Raw genomic sequence first — 18,217 nt, forward strand, 5'->3', positions numbered from 1 at the left:
TCTTTACTGGATGACCGCAAGCAAAAAACGTTCCAGACGAAAAAACAAGCACCGTTGGCATGATATTTGCTTATTATCCTATAAGTGCGTGTTCAAAAAGGTCGATTTTCAGCACCGAGAAGGTTGGATGAAGCTAGGGACTGAGGAGCGGAGCGTACGTTTTGGGTACGTGAGCACCGGAAGGCCCGGCTGAATTCAAGATTCGATGCCGAGCTGCTTCCTGATTCGCTTCGTGATCAAAAGCGGACTTTTTGAACAACCTCTATAAGACCGGTGGAACAGGATTTGGCGATTCCACAACACATGTGAAAGGGTGGTTAACGTTTATGAGAACCGAATTCAGGAACGAGTCGTTTGTCAACTTCAAGGATGAGCGCAACAATGCGGAATATGACCGCGTGCTCGAGCAGACGGAGGCGGGGCTTGGCAAAGCGTATCCGCTGATCATCGGAGGCGAGCGCATCATGACGGAGACCAAGGCCGCTTCCATTAATCCGGCAAATAAAGCTCAGGTGGTCGGTATCGTATCGCAGGCGGACGTACAATATGCGGAGCAGGCCATCCAAGCCGCTGCGGCTGCTTTTGAGACTTGGAAGCGGACCGATCCGAGTGAGCGTGCGCGTTACTTGTTCCGTGCAGCGGCTATTTTGCGCCGGCGCAGACATGAATTTTCCGCCTTGATGACGATTGAGGCCGGGAAGACCCGGGTGGAAGCGGATGTTGAAACGGCGGAGGCGATCGATTTCCTGGAGTTTTACGGGCGCGAGATGCAGCGGCTCAGCCAGCCGCAGCCATTGACGGTCAGCCAGGAAGAAGAGAACGAGCTGTATTATCTGCCTTTAGGCGTAGGCGTCATCATTCCGCCATGGAACTTTCCGCTGGCGATTATGGCAGGCATGACGATGGCTGCCGTTGTTGCCGGGAATACCGTCGTCTTGAAGCCGGCGAGTCCGACGCCTGTCATCGCCGCGAAATTTATGGCGCTGCTCGAAGAGGTGGGACTGCCGGCGGGCGTTGTCAATTTTGTACCCGGACCGGGCGGCGAGGTCGGCGATTATCTTGTTGACCATCCGCTGACCCGTTTTGTCAGCTTTACGGGTTCCCGCGATGTAGGACTCCGCATTAACGAACGGGCAGCGAAGACCCAGCCTGGACAGAAATGGATCAAACGCGTCGTTGCGGAAATGGGCGGCAAGGATGCGATCATCGTCGACCAGGATGCCGATCTCGATCTGGCGGTGGACGCCATTACGCTGTCCGCCTTCGGTTTCTCCGGCCAGAAGTGCTCGGCTTGTTCCAGAGTCATCGTCCATGAGAAGGTCTACGATACCGTCCTGGAGCGGGTGGCGGAGCGGGCAAGCCGGCTCACGATAGGTGCGCCTTCGGCTGCCGGAACGGATGTAGGTCCCGTGATCGATGAGAAGGCTTATCTGAAAATTCAGGAGTATATCGAAATCGGAAAACAGGAAGGTCGCCTGGTTCTTGGGGGCGGCACCGGAGATCCGAACGGATTCTTTATCGAGCCTACGATTTTTGCGGATGTGGACCCGAATGCCCGGATCTCGCGGGAAGAAATATTCGGTCCGGTGGTTGCGTTCACGAAGGCGCAATCCTTCGATGAGGCGCTGGCGTTCGCCAATAATACGGATTATGGCTTAACCGGAGCCGTTATTTCGCGCAGCGGGGCGAATTTGGAGAAGGCAAGACGCGAGTTTTTCGTCGGCAATCTGTATTTCAACCGCAAATGCACTGGCGCATTGGTCGGAACGCATCCGTTTGGCGGATTCAATATGTCGGGTACGGACTCGAAGGCCGGCGGCCGGGATTATCTGCTGTTGTTTACCCAGGCGAAGCTGGTAGCCGAGCGCTTCTAAGCAGATGAACTCCGGTCATATCGTCTAAAAAATTAGACACCACATCATGATGTTCAATTGGAATGTTTTTGAGTATAGTCAAGAGAGAGCAGTTACATGACTTGGAAGAGAGCCTGCGGAAGGAGGAGAACCTGTTGCTGGGCTATCAATTGGTGCAAGACCAAAGCACGAAGCTGGCAATAACTCCTGAACTGAAGCAATCGATTCATATATTAACCATGTCCGCCGAAGACCTGATCCGGTACTTGCAGGAGCAGGAAGCCGAAAATCCGGTCCTTGAACTGGAATTCGGCCGGGATTTCGACGTGTACGGCCGTAGCAGCAGGGCCGCAATCGTCAACGGGCACGAGCTGGACCCATTACGGAACGCAAGGCAGGCGCAGGACACGCTGGAGTCAAGGCTGAGGAGCCAGCTGCGTCTTCTCTCCCTCCCGAAGGAGGTATACCGAATTGCGGCATTTATGGCGGGCAACTTAAATGATGGCGGCTATCTGGATCTCCCGGTCATCGAAGTTAGACGAAAGCTAGGCATATCGGAGGAGCTCCTTCGGACCGCGCTTGAGGCATTGCAATCATTGGAGCCGGCCGGGGTCGGCTGCAGGGATTTACGGGAATGCCTGCTGCTCCAGATCGTGAGAGATTCAGCGGCTCCCCCGTATGCCTATGAAATCGCAGACCGGTACTTGCCTGAGCTGGCAAATGGGAAGCTGGGGAAGGTTGCCGCGGCCTTGCACATCCCGATGGAGAAGGCAAGGACGGCATCGGATTATATTCGCGGCTTGAATCCGCGTCCCGGGCTGGCGTTTGCCGCAATAGAGACGCAGTACATCATCCCGGATGCGATCGTCGAAAGCCATGGGGATGGCTTCACGGTGTCGATGCATCCGGCGAATCTCCCCAAGCTCTCCATTAACAGCTCCTCCAGGGATTGGGTGATGCTGCGGGGATCCGCCGAAGCCTCTTCATATTTGAACGTCTGCGTCCGATCCGCACGCTGGTTGGTTCGGAGCGTGGAGAAGAGGAACCGGACGCTGATGAGGGTCGTGATGGCCATTATGGAGGAGCAGCGAAGGTTTCTGGCAGAAGGAATCAGGGGCATTGCCCCGATGAAGATGAATACGATCTCGGCCAAGCTGAATGTGCATGAATCGACCGTCAGCCGGGCGGTGCAGGGGAAATTTGTGCTTACGCCGCACGGCGTGCTTCCCTTGAAATATTTTTTCTCAACCGGATTATCAACCATTGGCGGGAGAGGGATATCCTCCCGAAGCGTGAAAGCGCGAATCAAGGAGCTCATCGACAACGAAGATAAGAACTGTCCCTGCTCGGATCAGCATATTGCCGATGTACTGGGCGCGGAGGGAATCCGGCTGTCGCGCAGAACGGTTGCGAAGTATCGGGAGCAAATGCAGATTATGCCCTCCGCCTTTCGCAAACGCAGATAGAAAAGGGTGCCCTCGGAGTGATGTATCCGAGGGCACCCTTATTTTGACTCCGCCTTCCTTAAAGCGAAAAACGGATGCCTCATTACCGCCGTATGCCCGCTGGATCGGCATCGTCCTGCTCTTGTGTCAGCGAGCCCGCAAACGAATCGATTCCTTTCATCATGATATCAAGCGACTCCAGCACATGATAGAAGATTATCGGAGGCACGGTTTCTTCGTCCGGTATTCCGGCCTCCTCCGCTAGGCTGATGATATGGTCATAACCGATAACCAGAACGCAGATCTGATGCAGAAACCCGGCCGATTCATGGAAGCGGCGGCTCTCAGGGCTCGTAGCCGAGCCTTTCAAGGAAGCGGCGTTCCGAATATCGCTGCAGAGCTTGAAGAGATTTACGGCCAACGTTTTCAGAACCGATGACAGGTCTGCATAGACGCTCTTGCTGCCGGATGAAGCGTCCCAGCGGCTCGCCGCAAAAAACTCAATGCGCGTCATATGCCTCAAATAAGAGACGGTCCGCTCCGTTAATTCGCGATTTGCTTGGGGCATGACGGCATCCCGTGCCGAATCGATACGGATCCTCTTGAATCGGGAGGCGGCTTCGGCCAGCCGTGCTGCATCCAGCTGCAGCTGCTTCGCGGATTCCCCGAAAGTCCGGGTCAGCCGCGCCGGTACGTTCATAACGGGATCCGTGGAATTGCCCTGGCGCTGTCCCTCGAGGCGTTCTTTTGCCATCCATAACCGATATTTTAGTCCCTCGGTGGCTGAGACCAGCTTGTGCGTTAGCTGATGGGCGGCGACATTCAGCGATGTTGAAAGGATCCAGTCGGCCGAATGAGGGCCGTTTACGTGAAGGTCCGGATCGATCAGGTCGTAGTTTCCTTTATCCTCAAGCATCAGCTCCAGTGCCCGGTTGGCAAGCACCTCGTTTAAATTCACATTCAAAAGATGGCTTGATGAACCATGGATATAACCTGCAATAAACTGCTCCGAATGCTTTCCTTCCTTGATTTCATCGGCCGCCTTCATGATGAGATTTCCGATTCGTCCGGGCACGATCTCTTGATCGATACCTGCACGGACTGCTGCACTTTTGACGCAGGCCAAAGCTTTAATAAACTGGCCATGGACGGGGGCATTCACCTTCGGATATTGCCCGGCAGCCCGCATCGTCTGGACACCGTAGTAGGCATGGGACGGCACCTCAACCGGCCCGGTCTTGTCCCGTTCAATTCTGATCATCATCTCATCCCTTTCGAAAATGTTGTGTCGTCATTTCTTATGATGTTAACAAGCAATTTTCGTGCCAACCGCCATATTGGCCTTGTCCGATCATTTGTTCATCGGGCAGCAAATTGCTATCCCTGCCCAATGTTTAGTAAACTGATGGAAAAACCACGATAGTAGGTGCATGAGATGAGTATTGAAATTCGAACAGGGCGCAGGGACGAGCTGCAAGAGATTATGGCGCTGATCGCCCGCTGCGTCAAAGTCATGCAGGCAGGCGGAAGCGATCAATGGGACGAGCAGTATCCGAACCGGGACGTGATCGGAGAGGATCTGCAGCGGGGGACGCTGTTCGTAGCAGAAGGGAATGAGCGGATTCTTGGCATCGTTGTCCTGGATGAGCATCAGGATGAGCAGTACGGGAGGATCGATTGGAAGCAGACGGAGGGGCCGCATCTGATGATGCATCGGCTTGCCGTCGATCCACAAGCGCAAGGCCAAGGGGTTGCCCGCAAGCTGATTGAATTTGCCGAAAACTATGCGGTCCGTGAAGGGTACACCAGCATCCGGCTGGATACCTACAACAAAAATACGGCGGCATTGAAGCTGTATCGCGGGCTTGGCTACGAGGAGCGGGGCGAGGTGAATTATCCGGGCAAAACGGCCAGCTTCCCGGTATTCGAGAAGGTATTTTCAGAGCGCGTGGAGTAGATTTTTCTATAATGATAAACAGCTAAGCGGGGTGCACGATGGGGGGCGGCCCCGTTTTTTTTTTTTTCATGGGCTGCCTCAAACTTCGAAGCATTGAATATTGAATTGAATTTAGAAAAATTTCTAAATAGATCTTGAAATCCGCTCCGAACTGAGAGATAATGTATTTAGAAGAAATTCTAAATAGAAACAGGTGAAGCACATTGGGTTTTCCGGAAACCTTCAAGGCGCTGTCAGATCCCGTTAGGAGGGAAATCTTGATCATGCTCCGCAAAGGGAAGATGTCGGCAGGTGAAATCGGCCAGCACTTTGACATGACGGGCGCAACGATCTCGTATCATCTGTCCCAATTGAAGAAGGCGGGACTTATCTCGGAAACGAAATATAAGAACTATATTTACTACGAAATCAATGTTTCGGTTATTGAGGAAATCATGCTGTGGTTCTCACAGTTCAATGGAGGTAAAGAGGATGGAAAAAAAGAATAAATCCGTGCTTATTTTGACCACGCTGCTGTGCTTGCTGCCAATCATCTTGTCGGTCACCCTGTACGATCGGCTGCCGGATCGGCTGGCCATTCACTGGGATGCGGCCGGCAATCCCGACAATTATGCATCGAAGGCGGTTGCGGCCTTCGTTCTGCCGCTCATGTTGGCCGTGATGAATGTGATCGTAAATGTTGCGCTCAATCACGATCCGAAGCGAATGAATGCAGCACCTGCATTAAGAATGTTCGGATATTGGTCCATTCCCGTTTTGTCGTGCATCCTGACGCCTGTCACGTTATTTAAAGCGATGGGCGCCGATATTCCGATTGATACCTTCGTGCCTGCACTAGTGGGGCTGCTGTTTGTCATCATCGGAAACTACTTGCCGAAGAGCAAGCAGAATTATACCGTGGGCATCAAGCTTCCATGGACCTTGAACAGTCAGGATAACTGGAATCGGACGCATCGTTTTGCAGGGTATGTGTGGATGGTGGGCGGATTGCTCTTGATGGCAGTGGCGTTCCTGGATATCCAGGGAATCTATGTCACATTACCGATTATCGTGCTGATTGTCTTTGTACCGGCAATTTACTCTTTTTCCCTATATAAAAGAGGGGTGTAAAGCGACGGATTTTAAAAGCAAATAGGATAAGACCGGAAATAACCGGGCTTATCCCATTTTTTATCCGCCGCGTGCCGGCCAGCGGCAAACGGCTCGATCGTTAATGGATGGCTCGTTAACCTGCGGTCAACGGTTTTCGTTACCGTAAGGATCGATCGTTTGAATGGTTCCGTCCTCGTTGTACTTCAGCTCGGTGAACTTCACGCTGCGCTTATTGTCCGCACCGCCGGACAGGGAGCTGTCATGATAGAACAGGTACCATTTATTTTTAAATTCCACGATCGAATGATGGGTCGTCCAGCCGAGAACCGGCGTAAGGATCGTTCCTTTGTACTCGAACGGGCCAGTCGGGCTTTGACTCGTCGCGTATACGATCTTGTGGGTGGAGCCTGTCGAGTACGACAAGTAATAAGTGCCGTTGTATTTATGCATCCACGGGCCTTCGAAATATCTGCGGTCTTCATCGCCTGCCGGAATCGGCTTCCCGTTCTCGTCAACGATTGAAATTTCCTGCGGCGCGGCTTTGAATGTCAGCATATCGTCGCTAAGCTCGGCCACGCGCGGCCCTAACGCCGGCGCATCGGCGGCCGGTCCTTCCGCATCCGGGACGAATGTGCCGCTCTGCCATTTCTCCAGCTGGCCGCCCCATAGACCTCCGAAATACATATAAGCCCGGTCGTCATCGTCCACGAACACGGCGGGATCGATGCTGAAGCTTCCTGGAATATAATCGGGCTCCGGCGTAAACGGTCCGGAAGGGGAGGAGCTGGTAGCTACGCCGATCCGGAAGATCCCCTCGTGATCTCTGGCCGGAAAGTACAGGTAATAGGTGTTGTTTTTGTAGGCGGCATCCGGCGCCCACATTTGTTTTTGCGCCCAGGGCACATCCTTGACATGAAGCACTTCACCGTGATCCACGCAAGGCGCATTCACATCCTCCAGCGAAAATACATGGTAGTCCTCCATATCGTACTGGTCACCGTTATCATTGGACGTATTGTCATGATCAAGATCATGGGACGGATAAATATAAAGCTTCCCTTCAAATACATGGGCGGAAGGGTCGGCTGTGTAGATATGGGTTACGATCGGTTCGTTCGGCTGTACAGGCTTGGTCATTTGGATATCCTCCTTCATCTTTGCATGTAAGCGTTTATATTATTGTAGCAAAGCCGAAGGAACCAAAACACCTAAGAAAATTAGGTATTATACCTAAAAATTTTAGGTCTTCTCGGAAGAAGGAGGAATATCGTCCCGACCCATTGGCGACGAGCAGAATCAATGTGATGTTAATCTTTAAAGATAAGACAGGAACAGCGTGGCGATGCCAAAATAGATAATCAGGGACAAAATATCGTTAATCGTCGTAATCAGCGGGCCCGAAGCGACAGCCGGATCGACGCGAAGCTTGAACAGGATAAGCGGTATGACCGTTCCGGCCATGGTGCCGACGATGAGCGTAGCAATGAGCGAGCTGCCGACAACCAGTCCCAGATATAAATTTCCCTGCCAGATGTACGCGATCACTGCAATGAAAATGCCGCAAATCACCCCGATCATTATGCCTACCTTAAGCTCGCGAGCCAGCAGCCGGACGACAACCGGTCTGGACAGCTCCTTCGTTGCCAGGCCTCGAATGATGACGGCCAGCGACTGGGTTCCCGTGTTCCCGGTCATGCCCGCAATCATCGGCATGAAGAAGGCCAGGGCGACAACCTGTTCAAGGGTTTGCTCGAATACGGAAATGATCGTCCCCGAGATCAGTCCGATGAAGAGCAGCAGAATCAGCCAAGGCAATCGCCGCGCAGCCGCGTTAACGGCCTTCGTATTGAAATCGATGGATTTGCCTCCGGTAGCATTCATCTTCTGAATATCCTCGTCGGCTTCCCTGACGATAACGTCGAGAATATCATCAACGGTAATGATCCCGACCAGCGTTCCGTCTGATTCAACGACCGGAATAGCTACAAGGTCATATTTTTGAATAAGCTGCGCAACCTCCTCCTGATCCGCATCGACAGGCACGGACAGCACGCGGCCGTTCATAATCTCCACGATGGTTTCACCGGGTTCCGCAAGGATGAGGGAGCGATAGGACACGACCCCCACTAGTTTTCGCTCCTGATCGATCACATACAAATAGTTAATGGTTTCGGCGATGGAGACAAAGGCCTTCAGCTTCTGTACGACATCGGAGACGGTATAGTGCTGGGGGATCCAAACATATCTGTTGGTCATGATGCGTCCCGCTGTTTCCGGCGGGAATTTCATGATGTTCTGGACGAATTGCGATTCCTCGTCACGCATGCCCCTCATCAGCTCTTCTTTTTGCTCTTGTGACAGTTCATCGAGCAAAATGGCCAAATCGTCATTGTCCATGAGATCCAGGATGAGGGCGGTTTTCTCTTGGTCCAGTCGACCCAAAACATCAATTTGCTGGTCGTGCTCCATCTCCTGAATCATATCGGCAAGCTGCTCCTCGTTCAGAAACTGCAGAAAGCGGGCTTGCTCCATATCGCTGAGCTGGCTATGGATCCTTGCCAGATCATAGGGGAGAAACTCATCGATGATTCTCTGAAAATCGGTTGAGGTACTGGCTTTCAGGCTCTCTTTAATGTCCGGTATCCATTGCTCCAGAGTTCGAGCATTCACAACAAGAATTCCCCTTTCATTCCATCCAGATGATAATGAAAAGATTACGTATTATAGGGTTCACCATCACGACTTGTTCTTAAACAGTCCAGGTGCAGCAACCGGCCGAAAGAAACAGGACCACTGCCGGGAGAGAGTCCGTGCCAGGAGTTGCAAGCGGTTTCAAATTCAAATAGAATATAGGCGCACGAATTAATGAGTAGGGGTGAGGGTATGAAGTACAGACGTCTCGGCAAAACGGAACTGAAGGTATCGGTAGTCGGCGTAGGAACATGGCAATTTGGCGGTGATTGGGGAAAGGACTTCAACCAAAAGGAAGTCGACGCCATCTTAACCCGTGCGAAGGAGCTCGGCATTAATTTGTTGGATACTGCAGAATGTTACGGACCGCATCATATGTCCGAAAAATTTATCGGCGATTTCTTGTCGCGTGACCGCCGTGAGGATTGGGTGATCGCCTCCAAGTTTGGCCATAGATGGCATGAGCAGTGGGAGGAAGCCTGGGATGCGAAGCAGATCCGGATTCAGCTCGAGGAATCTCTTAAAGCACTGCGTACGGATTACATCGACCTGTATCAATTTCACTCCGGATCAGATGCAGTGTTCAATAATGACGATATGTGGACAATGCTGGACAAGCAGGTCCAGGCGGGTACGATACGTCATCTGGGAATTTCCATTGGAAGCAATACGAACCTGTATCAAACCGACAAGGCCGAGGAGCTTAATGCCAAGGCCATTCAGGTCGTCTATAATCGTCTCGATCAAGCGCCGGAGGAGGAGGTTCTTCCATCATGCATACGCCAGGACCTCGGCGTATTGGCGAGGGTGCCGCTTGCAAGCGGGTACTTAAGCGGGAAGTACAAGCCGGGGACGGTATTCAGCGATAATGTGCGCAAGAACCGTGATCAGGACGAGATCAATGCCAAGCTGAAGCTTGTGGAAGAGATTCATAGGAATGAAGTGCCGGAGGGCGTCCCAATGGCCGAATGGGCATTGGCCTGGTGCTTGAAGCATCCGGCCGTCAGCTGTGTCATTCCGGGCTGCAAGAGCGTCGAGCAGGTCGAGATGAATGCGAGAGCGGCAGAGCTGGATATGGTCAGCGACAATCATCCCGGAGCGTGGAAATCATAATAACGATAAATCGAATATGAATTACCGGATCCGTCACGGTGCGATAAGTGACTTGTTGATCCGGTAGTAAGCAAGCAAAAACACGCCTGAAAAGGCGTGTTTTTTGCTGGATTCATCCCCCGCAGCTCGTATATAAATCTATTCATTTTGGAGGGACTAGTACGGGATGATAGACGCTAACCGACAGATTTTGCTATAGTTATGTTATCTTATATAGCTCGAGATTTTCGGGGAGGAACCAGATGAAGCCCATTAATCAACTTAGCGTACAAGACGAATTCGTTGGATTTTACTTATTGAAGGAGCTCAATCTCAGGCAAACGAACGGCACGCCGCCGAAGGACTATTTCGACATCATCCTGTCGGATTCGAGCGGCCAGATATCAGCCAAGTATTGGGACGTGTCGATTCAGGATAAGGAAACGTTCTTTCCGATGCAGCTGGTCAAAATCCGGGGGACTGTCCTCAGCTACCGGGATCAGCCTCAGGTAAAAATCAGCCGGATTCGCAAAGCGACCGAGGAGGACGGGGTATCGATCACTGATTTTGTCAGGGCTGCACCCATACGGCCCATTGATTTGCTGCATACGATCAAGCTGGCAATCCAGGATATTTCGAATCCGGAAGTCAAGCTGATCGTGCAGTATTGCGTGGATAAGGTGGAGGAGAAGCTGATGCATTATCCGGCTGCCAAAACCTATCACCACGCCTATTTTGCCGGTTTGGCCTACCATATTGTGCGCATGCTCGAGATTGGCGATTTCATATGCAGGCAGCGGCCTTTCCTGAAGCCGGATTTCATCAAGGCCGGCATTATTCTGCATGATATCGCGAAACCCGAAGAGATGATTGCACAGATGGGGATCGTGACGGACTACAGCAATCAAGGCAAGCTGATCGGACATATCGTCCTGGCGTCCAACTGGATCGTCGAAGCCGCCGTCGCGCATCATATTCCGCTCGAATCCGAGGTCGTTCTTGGATTGCAGCATTTGGTCCTGTCCCATCATAATCTGGGAGAGTGGGGAAGCCCGGTTCAGCCGCAGACCGCCGAAGCGGTCGCGCTTCATCATATCGACCTGCTGGACGCCAAGCTGCAGATGGTAGAGGATGCGCTCGATACGACGGCCGAGAGCGAGCCGTGGACGCCGATGGTACGAGGGCTGGACAATAAAGCGATCTACCGGCTTAAGGTCTAGCCAACCCTCAACTTGGGCTATAAGTGATCAAATGATCGCTTGGGATGAAGGATATAAAGGGATGATTTCATTTTGCTCAACTATATTTGGTTGGCAGCAATCGCATGGTTTATGGGGTTCTTCCCTATGCTGGAAATTTTCATAGCGGTCCCGGCTGCCAAAGGTTTAGGGCTGGATATCGTTTCTTCCGTGTTCTGGTGCTGGCTCGGGAATTTTTTCGTGATTCCGTTTATTTCTTATTCTTATGACCGGCTCACCAAATTCGATAAAGTTAAAACCTATTTCATGAAACTGGCAAGCTCCAACGCCTGCAAAAAATTGAATAACGGAGGATTTGCGCTCGTTCTGATTGCAACGCCTTTATTAGGTTCATGGGGAATTGGAGTTGCGGGAAAAATGATCGGCATGGATCGAAAGCGGCTTTTTTTAGCGTCAGCCATAGGCATCGCGATATATGGAACGATTGTAGGCATCCTTACTCAACTCGGAATCGAGGCTATTTTCAATCCAAACTAACGTTTTTTAGCAGAGCGTTTAAATCCTATTTTCCTATTAAAATTAAGAAAGAAGAAGGACATCTTCCCAAGAATCCGTACGGATTTAGGAGATGTCCTTTTGCTGTACGCCGGAGGGCTGCAGTCCTCCGAGCGGCAGGGAGAACCGGATGACGGCTCCGCCGTTCACCCGGTTGCCGGCCGATATATTCCCGCCATGATGCCCAACCAGCAGCTTGGCGATATACAGGCCAAGCCCCGAGTGGCCCTTTAGCCTGGCGGATCGGACGGATCCTTGATAGAACGGCTTGAACACCTGCTCCAGGTGTTGCTCGGCGAATCCGGTGCCGTTATCCGCAACCTCCATCGTGATCTGCGTATCTGCAATTTCCACACGCCATATGATGGTCCCGTTTTCAGGCGTATGCCGGATACTGTTCCCGATCAGATTGTCCAGCACTTGGATGATCCGACCGGGATCGAAGACGACGGGAACCTTGGCGGTCCGTTCATCCTTGAATTCCGTTCGGAATGAGATGCTCTTATGATGGCATAAGGACTCGTATTCGGCTTTTTTCTCATCCATGAATTCCCCGATGTCGAGTGCAACCGGATTCAAGCGAAAGGATACCTGTTCCATTTCGGTGATCGCGTTCATGTCCTGCAAAAGATTCGTGGCACGCGATGTATTGCGCTTGATCACCTGAACGTACCGGTTCCGTTTCTCCTCATGCTCCTCCCCGATCATCCGCTCCAAGTTTTCGGCGTGGCCCTGAATAATCGTCAGCGGCGTGCGCAGGTCGTGGGCCAGCGCGGCAAGCATCGTGCTTCGCTCCTGCTCCAATTGCCATTCCCGCTCGATGGAGCGAGCAAGCTCCCTGCGCATGTCCTCGAATGCGTGTGCCAGCTGGTTGACCTCGATCACCGAAGAGTTTCCGTCCATGGCGAATTGCAAATCACGGGCCTTAATCCGTTCCGCTCCCTGAAGCAGCTGCTTAAGCGGCCCGCCGATGCTCCGGCTAAACCGCCGGCCGAACAGGTAAGTGAAGATGGTGATGAATAGGAACGGAGTCAGGAAAAAAACCAACATTCCAAGAGGAATGAACGGGTTAAACGAGGGATCCGCCGCGCTTACCTTTAACGAATAGCCGACCAGCAGCGCTCCGAGCAGCTCGCCACGGTCCGATAGGACCGGAATGTTCTGAATGATTTGGTTGACGCCGCTTTCCGTTTTATTTAATCGGGACACCAAGTCCTGCTGGGTGTGCTCCTTCTCCAGCGTGAGATTTCCGTACAAGGGTTCGCCTGATAAAGCCATGACCTTATAGGATAACCCCTCGGAAGGGATGAGTCGCTTAAGCTCAGCCTGTCCCTGACCGCTCATGATCGATTCGCCGTTTGTACGCGCATACTCAGAGATGGCAGGGATCTGTGCTTCATAGTGATTAGCCGGAAGCAGGACGCCTTGGTTGAACAAATAGTTGAGAAGAATTATAAGCAGCCCCCACGTTGCAAGCGTTGCGAGCAAACTGCAGGTCAGGATGGAGGCGAAATGACGGGCGAAGGTGCTTTTGATTGACCGCGCCTTCATGATTTCACTTCCCATTTATAGCCGATGCCCCATACGGTTTGAATATAGGTTCTTTCTTCGGATACAGCGGCCAGCTTGGAGCGGATTTTTTTGACATGCTCCGTGATGGTGGCGTCATCGCCCTCTGCGTCATATCCCCACAGCTTCTCGTAGATTTGCTCCCGTGTAAAAACCTGTCCCTGATGCATGGCGAGGAGCTCAAGAATCATGAATTCCTTGTTCGTCAAAACGATCTCCTGCCCCCGGCAGGTTACGGTTCGGCCGAGGCAATCGACCGTTAAAGGCGGAAAGCGGAGGATGCCCTGCTCCTTCTGCGTGCGGATCCGCTGCTCCCGGCGGAGATGGGCGTGAACTCTCGCTTTCAGCTCAGCCATGCTGAACGGCTTCAGTAAATAATCGTCCCCTCCGGCTGCCAAGCCCCGAATGCGGTCTACCTCGCTCTGGCTTGCGCTCAAAAAGACGATCGGGCAGGTCATCGTTTCCCGGAGCACGCGGCATACCTCAAAGCCGTTCATATCGGGCATCATTACGTCCAGGATGATCAAGGAAGGCTCAAGCTTACATAGGCTCAGCGCCTCCTGCCCGCTCGCTGCAGTCAGCACTTGGTAGCCGTCGAGCTCAAGCGCGTCGCGTATAAATGAGACGATGTCCTCTTCGTCGTCGACAAGCAGAATCGTCTCGTTTAATCGGTTCATGTCGTTGTTTTCCTCCAATCGCTAAACCTGCGAGAATCAGGATCTTCATAGTCTATATCAATTTTCTAAAGAAAGAATAAAGAATCCCCCGTTCGTTGAACCAAAATCATAGATCCGGCAACGGGATAGCGGACTTTATAGATTCTTTATCATTGTACCTTAACCTTGGAATACATGGGTAAGGAGGGAAATGAATGGACAGGAATTCGCAACAACGCTTGACGAAGATCGACAGTTTGAGGGGATTGGCGTTATTCGGCATATTTTTAGTCAATATTACGTTCTTTACGACCTCGCTCCAGACGATCTCCTTCGGCGTCGAATTATGGAACGGATGGCTGGATCAAGGACTGATGCTGCTGCGCGGCATCTTGATCGACGGGAAATTCATCTTGATTTTTTCTTTTCTGTTCGGCTTCGGCATGGTGTTAATGCAGGAGAGCAGCCGGAGGAAAGGAGGCCGGTTTCATCGCATATACACGCGCAGGCTGTTGGCCTTGCTGGTGTTCGGGCTGCTGCACGGCCTGCTGATCTGGTATGGCGACATCCTGACACATTACGCCATTCTGGGGTTTGTACTGCTGCTGTTTCACCGCTGTAAGCCGCGTACGCTGCTGATCTGGTCGGTGGCGCTGCTCCTGGTTGTTCCGGTCCTGCTGACGGGAGCCAGCCTGCTGTCACCCGGCGCCGGAAGCCAAGCGTTCGAGCCGATAAGCCAAGCGGATGCCTATCGGATGGGGATTTACTTTCAAGAACGCGATGCGGCCATTTACGGCGAGGGCACGTTTTTTCAGATCACGGCTCAGCGCATCAATGATTACATCGCCTCGTTGTTCAACATGCTTGTCTTTTATCCGCAAATTCTCGGGATGTTCCTGCTGGGCGCTTACTTCTGCAAACAGCGGATTCTTCATGATGCGGACGGAAACCGTAAGATTATAGCAAGACTGATTTTGCTCGGGGCGCTCATCGGTTTTCCGCTTCAAGTGATGATGTCGCTGGCAAAAGGGCTTCCGACCTGGGTCGAAGCGGTCTCCCTGTTCGTGGGGGCGCCGCTGGTGACGCTGGCCTATATCGGTGCATTCGCCCGTTTATACCAGAACAGCCGCTGGAATAACGTGCTGAATGCACTATCCCGCCCGGGAAAAATGGCGTTTACCAATTATTTGCTTCAATCCGTCCTCTGCGGTTTGATCTTCTACGGCTACGGGCTCGGGTGGTTCGGCAAGGTCGCGCCCGCGGCGCAAATGCTGCTGGCGTTGTTCATCTTCGCCCTGCAAACGGCGTTCAGTATATGGTGGCTAAGACGGTTTCCAATCGGACCATTGGAATATGTGTGGCGGCTGGTCACCTATTGGGGGAACCCTGTAAAGCGGAGCGGGCAAGACGTATCGCATCCCCGGCAGCAACGCGGCACCTTATAAAATCTTTAACAGGGTTATTTTACGACTCCTCGTCCCTCGCGGCGGGAGTCTCTTTTTTTGACCATACGAAGCTAGAGGGGGTTCCCATGAAGTCTCTTCAATGACTTCGAGGCGGTTTGACTGCCGCTCTTGCTAATCGGAACAAGAGGGAGCCGTATACAGGACAGAAGGCTCGTTTAAACATGAAAATCGTATTATATAATTTGAAAGTGCATTATCAATATTTAAGATGAGTTGTGCGATCCTGAAAGGATTGCGTTATGATGCTAGGTATAACACGATGGAGGTGGAGGGATATGGCAGGATCGGCAATGATGCGTGACAGACGATTCATGCGCAGAAGAGTGTTTATGACTTTGCTGCTGTCGTACTTATTGATCTTGCTTTTTCCGGGGCTTGTTTTTGCCGCAGTCTATAATCGAATCGAGGGCGTCATGGTAGATAACGCGAATAAGCTGAACCAGGCTTTGATTCAGCAGGCGCAGCAGATTGTTGACAGCAAACTAGAGGAGATGTACCAGCTTTCACGCAACATTACGTCCCATCCAGATATGAAAGCGCTTTTAAGCATGGATGGCATAACGAACGGCAAAGAGAACTATGCCTTCTACAATTTCATGGAGGAAATACAGCGGTACAAAAACAACAACAGCTTTGTCCGCGAACTGTACATCTACTTCCGGAACAGCGACATCGTTCTGACGCCGGGTCTGAAAACGAGTGCCCATTTGTTCTATTCGAGGCTTTACGCATACAATGGCATGACGTATGAGCAGTGGAAGGACCAAATATTGAATGCTCCTCATTATAATTCATTTCTTCCGGTGGAACCCATCGGCCGGCCCAATGATAAAACGGAAATGCTGACCTATGTTCACTCGTTGCCGTCGGGCGAGAGACGCGCTCCCGAAGGCGCCTTGGTGATGTTAATCGATAAACGGCAAATTCATACATGGCTGGAGGAAATCACCCGGTCGAATCAAGGGACGATCTATATTAAGAACGCTGAAGGGCAGGTTTTGCTGCATACGGGAAGCGGCGAGAGCCTTATGACAATGCAGGAGGGGAATCCGAGCACGATCAGCGTGTCGGCTCATTCCGCGCGCAGCGGGTGGGAGTATGTGTCCGCTGTGCCGGATGAGGTATTTTGGGGAAAGGTAGGAACCGTCAAAAGCTGGGCGCTCAGCGTGCTGTTCATCTATTTAGTCGGGGGGATCGGCGCCTGCGCCTTCTTAACCTATCGGGCGTATCAGCCGGTGCGGGAAATCATCCGATTGATTTCGGAAAAAAAGCAGCCGAGCCCTTCCGCTTACGGCAACGAATACGAATTCATCAAGACTGCCGTGAAGGATGCTTTTGTCCAGAAGGATGCAATAAACGACAGGCTCAAGGAGCAGGTGCCCGTCATCCGCTCCCACTTCCTGCAGCGGCTGCTGAAAGGTCATGTGGATGCCCAAGCGGTATCGGACCATTCGCTGGAATTCATGGAGATCGGGTTCAGGCATGCTTACTTTGGCGTCGCGTTGATCAAGCTGTGCGGAATGGGAGCGGAGGAACAGGAGAAGACGGAGAGGGTCTGGGCGATCATGCGTTTTCTGACAGGGAAGCTCGTGGAAGACCACCCGCTTTACTGTTTTCATTGCGTGGAGCTGGACAAGGATCTGGTTGCCGTCGTACTCAATGTTTCCGAGAAGGATCACCATCAAAAAGCATCGCTGTACGAATGGCTGGGGAATATTCAGGAACTGATCAGCGGGCAGTTCGAGACCGGCGTGATCGTTGCCTTGAGCGATCTCCACCCGGGCATGGAACAGGTCCCCGTATGTATGGACGAAAGCATGAAAGCGCTGGATTATTCCATTTTCACGGAGAACCGGTCCGTGCTCGTCTACGATGATATGAAGCACAGGTCGGGACTGGTCTACGATTTCCCGGTGGACACCGAGGTTCAGATCATTCACGCGGTGAAGAACGGGGAAACGGAAAAGGTCGAGCAGCTAATTGGAAACCTATACCGCAGCAATTTAGAGATGGAGCATAAGGAGCCGGAGCTGGCGAGACTGCTGTTCGCCAATCTGCTCAGCACGCTGCTCAAGCTTTTGAACGCCCTGAATCTAAAATACGAGGATCTGTTCGAACCCGGGCTGAAACCGCTGGAGGTCATCAACAAAGCGGATAGCGTCGAGGACATGTATGCCTTTGTGCTGTCGCTCTTTCAACAAGTTTGCGAGCAGGTGCGAAAGAAACGTGTAAACAATGCATCGGCGGTCGTGGATAAGGCCAAGGCCTATTTGGAGCAGAACGCGGATGACGCCATGCTGAGCCTGGCCGCGGTTGCGGAGCATTTTCACATTACGCCTCAGTATCTGTCCGGGCTGTTCAAGAAGAGCAGCGGCATGAACATGTCGGACTATCTCGCCCAGATCCGCATTCGAAAGGCCAAGGAACTGATGAGCGACCCGGATATTACCATTTCTCAAATCGCCCGCCTCGTCGGATACAACAATGATGTCGGATTCATCCGCGTATTCAAAAAGCATGAAGGGATCACGCCGGGGAAATACAAAACATTGGTTGAAAACAAGTAGTTGTCTAGCAACTGCTTGTTTTCTGTTTATGCACTCTAATTTGTTACATGTGAGTTAATAAATATCACATAACGT

15 protein-coding genes are annotated in these 18,217 nt (G+C 52.1%); 10 read left to right on the plus strand and 5 right to left on the minus strand.

All coding sequences use genetic code 11. The annotated features are described in order from the left end of the window. The first annotated feature begins 326 nt into the window (after positions 1 to 326). A complete protein-coding gene (gene pruA / locus NSQ46_RS08070; protein ID WP_144878844.1) occupies positions 327 to 1,874 on the plus strand; it encodes an L-glutamate gamma-semialdehyde dehydrogenase in 1,548 nt (515 codons plus the stop codon). Between the two features lie 134 nt (positions 1,875 to 2,008). Continuing rightward, the gene (gene rpoN, locus NSQ46_RS08075; protein WP_245256031.1) at positions 2,009 to 3,319 is read left to right on the plus strand and encodes an RNA polymerase factor sigma-54; all 1,311 of its coding nucleotides are present in this window, start codon (positions 2,009 to 2,011) and stop codon (positions 3,317 to 3,319) included. An 82-nt stretch (positions 3,320 to 3,401) separates the two neighbouring features. On the opposite strand, the gene NSQ46_RS08080 is transcribed toward rpoN, so the two are convergent. Further along, positions 3,402 to 4,562 (minus strand): lyase family protein, encoded by a 1,161-nt coding sequence (locus NSQ46_RS08080; RefSeq protein WP_144871166.1) that lies wholly within the window; start codon positions 4,560 to 4,562, stop codon positions 3,402 to 3,404. Between the two features lie 171 nt (positions 4,563 to 4,733). Here NSQ46_RS08080 and NSQ46_RS08085 point away from each other — a divergent pair, with 171 nt between their 5' ends. The 3 genes from NSQ46_RS08085 (at position 4,734) to NSQ46_RS08095 (ending at position 6,365) form a co-directional block, all read left to right on the plus strand. Continuing rightward, positions 4,734 to 5,255 carry a GNAT family N-acetyltransferase gene (locus tag NSQ46_RS08085; RefSeq protein ID WP_007127512.1) on the plus strand — a complete coding sequence of 174 codons (522 nt, stop codon included), beginning with the start codon at positions 4,734 to 4,736 and terminating at the stop codon, positions 5,253 to 5,255. 203 nt (positions 5,256 to 5,458) lie between these two features. Then, positions 5,459 to 5,743: an autorepressor SdpR family transcription factor gene (locus tag NSQ46_RS08090; protein WP_040737818.1), complete on the plus strand. Its 285-nt coding sequence runs from the start codon at positions 5,459 to 5,461 to the stop codon at positions 5,741 to 5,743. Continuing rightward, the gene (locus NSQ46_RS08095; protein WP_007127514.1) at positions 5,727 to 6,365 is read left to right on the plus strand and encodes an SdpI family protein; all 639 of its coding nucleotides are present in this window, start codon (positions 5,727 to 5,729) and stop codon (positions 6,363 to 6,365) included. The genes NSQ46_RS08090 and NSQ46_RS08095 overlap by 17 nt, the downstream gene beginning before the upstream one ends. 126 nt (positions 6,366 to 6,491) lie before the next feature. Here NSQ46_RS08095 and NSQ46_RS08100 read toward each other — a convergent pair whose 3' ends face one another. Together NSQ46_RS08100 and mgtE are read right to left on the minus strand one after the other, a co-directional pair. Then, positions 6,492 to 7,484 (minus strand): glycoside hydrolase family 43 protein, encoded by a 993-nt coding sequence (locus tag NSQ46_RS08100; protein ID WP_341342300.1) that lies wholly within the window; start codon positions 7,482 to 7,484, stop codon positions 6,492 to 6,494. Positions 7,485 to 7,661: 177 nt separating this feature from the next. Further along, a complete protein-coding gene (mgtE, locus tag NSQ46_RS08105; RefSeq protein ID WP_144871172.1) occupies positions 7,662 to 9,017 on the minus strand; it encodes a magnesium transporter in 1,356 nt (451 codons plus the stop codon). A gap of 213 nt (positions 9,018 to 9,230) precedes the next feature. Between mgtE and NSQ46_RS08110 the strand changes: the two genes are divergently transcribed. The 3 genes from NSQ46_RS08110 (at position 9,231) to NSQ46_RS08120 (ending at position 11,866) form a co-directional block, all read left to right on the plus strand. Next, positions 9,231 to 10,151 carry an aldo/keto reductase gene (locus NSQ46_RS08110; RefSeq protein WP_144871174.1) on the plus strand — a complete coding sequence of 307 codons (921 nt, stop codon included), beginning with the start codon at positions 9,231 to 9,233 and terminating at the stop codon, positions 10,149 to 10,151. A 242-nt stretch (positions 10,152 to 10,393) separates the two neighbouring features. Continuing rightward, a complete protein-coding gene (locus tag NSQ46_RS08115) occupies positions 10,394 to 11,350 on the plus strand; it encodes an HD domain-containing protein (RefSeq protein ID WP_007127518.1) in 957 nt (318 codons plus the stop codon). A 126-nt stretch (positions 11,351 to 11,476) separates the two neighbouring features. Beyond that, the gene (locus NSQ46_RS08120) at positions 11,477 to 11,866 is read left to right on the plus strand and encodes a small multi-drug export protein (RefSeq protein WP_342576610.1); all 390 of its coding nucleotides are present in this window, start codon (positions 11,477 to 11,479) and stop codon (positions 11,864 to 11,866) included. 84 nt (positions 11,867 to 11,950) lie between these two features. Here the strand turns inward: NSQ46_RS08120 and NSQ46_RS08125 are convergent, their stop codons facing one another. Continuing rightward, the gene (locus NSQ46_RS08125) at positions 11,951 to 13,435 is read right to left on the minus strand and encodes a HAMP domain-containing sensor histidine kinase (protein WP_144878841.1); all 1,485 of its coding nucleotides are present in this window, start codon (positions 13,433 to 13,435) and stop codon (positions 11,951 to 11,953) included. Then, positions 13,432 to 14,130, minus strand: coding sequence for a response regulator transcription factor (locus NSQ46_RS08130; RefSeq protein ID WP_007127521.1), 699 nt, complete (start codon positions 14,128 to 14,130; stop codon positions 13,432 to 13,434). The genes NSQ46_RS08125 and NSQ46_RS08130 overlap by 4 nt, the downstream gene beginning before the upstream one ends. 194 nt (positions 14,131 to 14,324) lie before the next feature. Here NSQ46_RS08130 and NSQ46_RS08135 point away from each other — a divergent pair, with 194 nt between their 5' ends. Both NSQ46_RS08135 and NSQ46_RS08140 read left to right on the plus strand, forming a co-directional pair. Beyond that, entirely contained in the window at positions 14,325 to 15,554 is a 1,230-nt protein-coding gene (locus NSQ46_RS08135; RefSeq protein ID WP_342576611.1) for a DUF418 domain-containing protein, read from the plus strand. Positions 15,555 to 15,850: 296 nt separating this feature from the next. Beyond that, positions 15,851 to 18,142, plus strand: coding sequence for an AraC family transcriptional regulator (locus NSQ46_RS08140; RefSeq protein WP_342576612.1), 2,292 nt, complete (start codon positions 15,851 to 15,853; stop codon positions 18,140 to 18,142). The last annotated feature ends 75 nt before the right edge of the window (positions 18,143 to 18,217 follow it).

This window comes from Paenibacillus sp. FSL M8-0142 (assembly GCF_038597315.1).
Classification (GTDB): Bacteria; Bacillota; Bacilli; order Paenibacillales; family Paenibacillaceae; genus Paenibacillus_AQ; species Paenibacillus_AQ lactis.

Excerpts from the sequence above, each read along its gene's own strand:
- pruA (WP_144878844.1), top strand. The coding sequence starts at position 327 with ATGAGAACCGAATTCAGGAACGAGTCGTTTGTCAACTTCAAGGATGAG.
- NSQ46_RS08080 (WP_144871166.1), bottom strand. The coding sequence starts at position 4,562 with ATGATGATCAGAATTGAACGGGACAAGACCGGGCCGGTTGAGGTGCCG.
- NSQ46_RS08085 (WP_007127512.1), top strand. The coding sequence starts at position 4,734 with ATGAGTATTGAAATTCGAACAGGGCGCAGGGACGAGCTGCAAGAGATT.
- NSQ46_RS08095 (WP_007127514.1), top strand. The coding sequence starts at position 5,727 with ATGGAAAAAAAGAATAAATCCGTGCTTATTTTGACCACGCTGCTGTGC.
- NSQ46_RS08100 (WP_341342300.1), bottom strand. The coding sequence starts at position 7,484 with ATGACCAAGCCTGTACAGCCGAACGAACCGATCGTAACCCATATCTAC.
- NSQ46_RS08110 (WP_144871174.1), top strand. The coding sequence starts at position 9,231 with ATGAAGTACAGACGTCTCGGCAAAACGGAACTGAAGGTATCGGTAGTC.
- NSQ46_RS08115 (WP_007127518.1), top strand. The coding sequence starts at position 10,394 with ATGAAGCCCATTAATCAACTTAGCGTACAAGACGAATTCGTTGGATTT.
- NSQ46_RS08120 (WP_342576610.1), top strand. The coding sequence starts at position 11,477 with ATGCTGGAAATTTTCATAGCGGTCCCGGCTGCCAAAGGTTTAGGGCTG.
- NSQ46_RS08125 (WP_144878841.1), bottom strand. The coding sequence starts at position 13,435 with ATGAAGGCGCGGTCAATCAAAAGCACCTTCGCCCGTCATTTCGCCTCC.
- NSQ46_RS08130 (WP_007127521.1), bottom strand. The coding sequence starts at position 14,130 with ATGAACCGATTAAACGAGACGATTCTGCTTGTCGACGACGAAGAGGAC.
- NSQ46_RS08135 (WP_342576611.1), top strand. The coding sequence starts at position 14,325 with ATGGACAGGAATTCGCAACAACGCTTGACGAAGATCGACAGTTTGAGG.
- NSQ46_RS08140 (WP_342576612.1), top strand. The coding sequence starts at position 15,851 with ATGGCAGGATCGGCAATGATGCGTGACAGACGATTCATGCGCAGAAGA.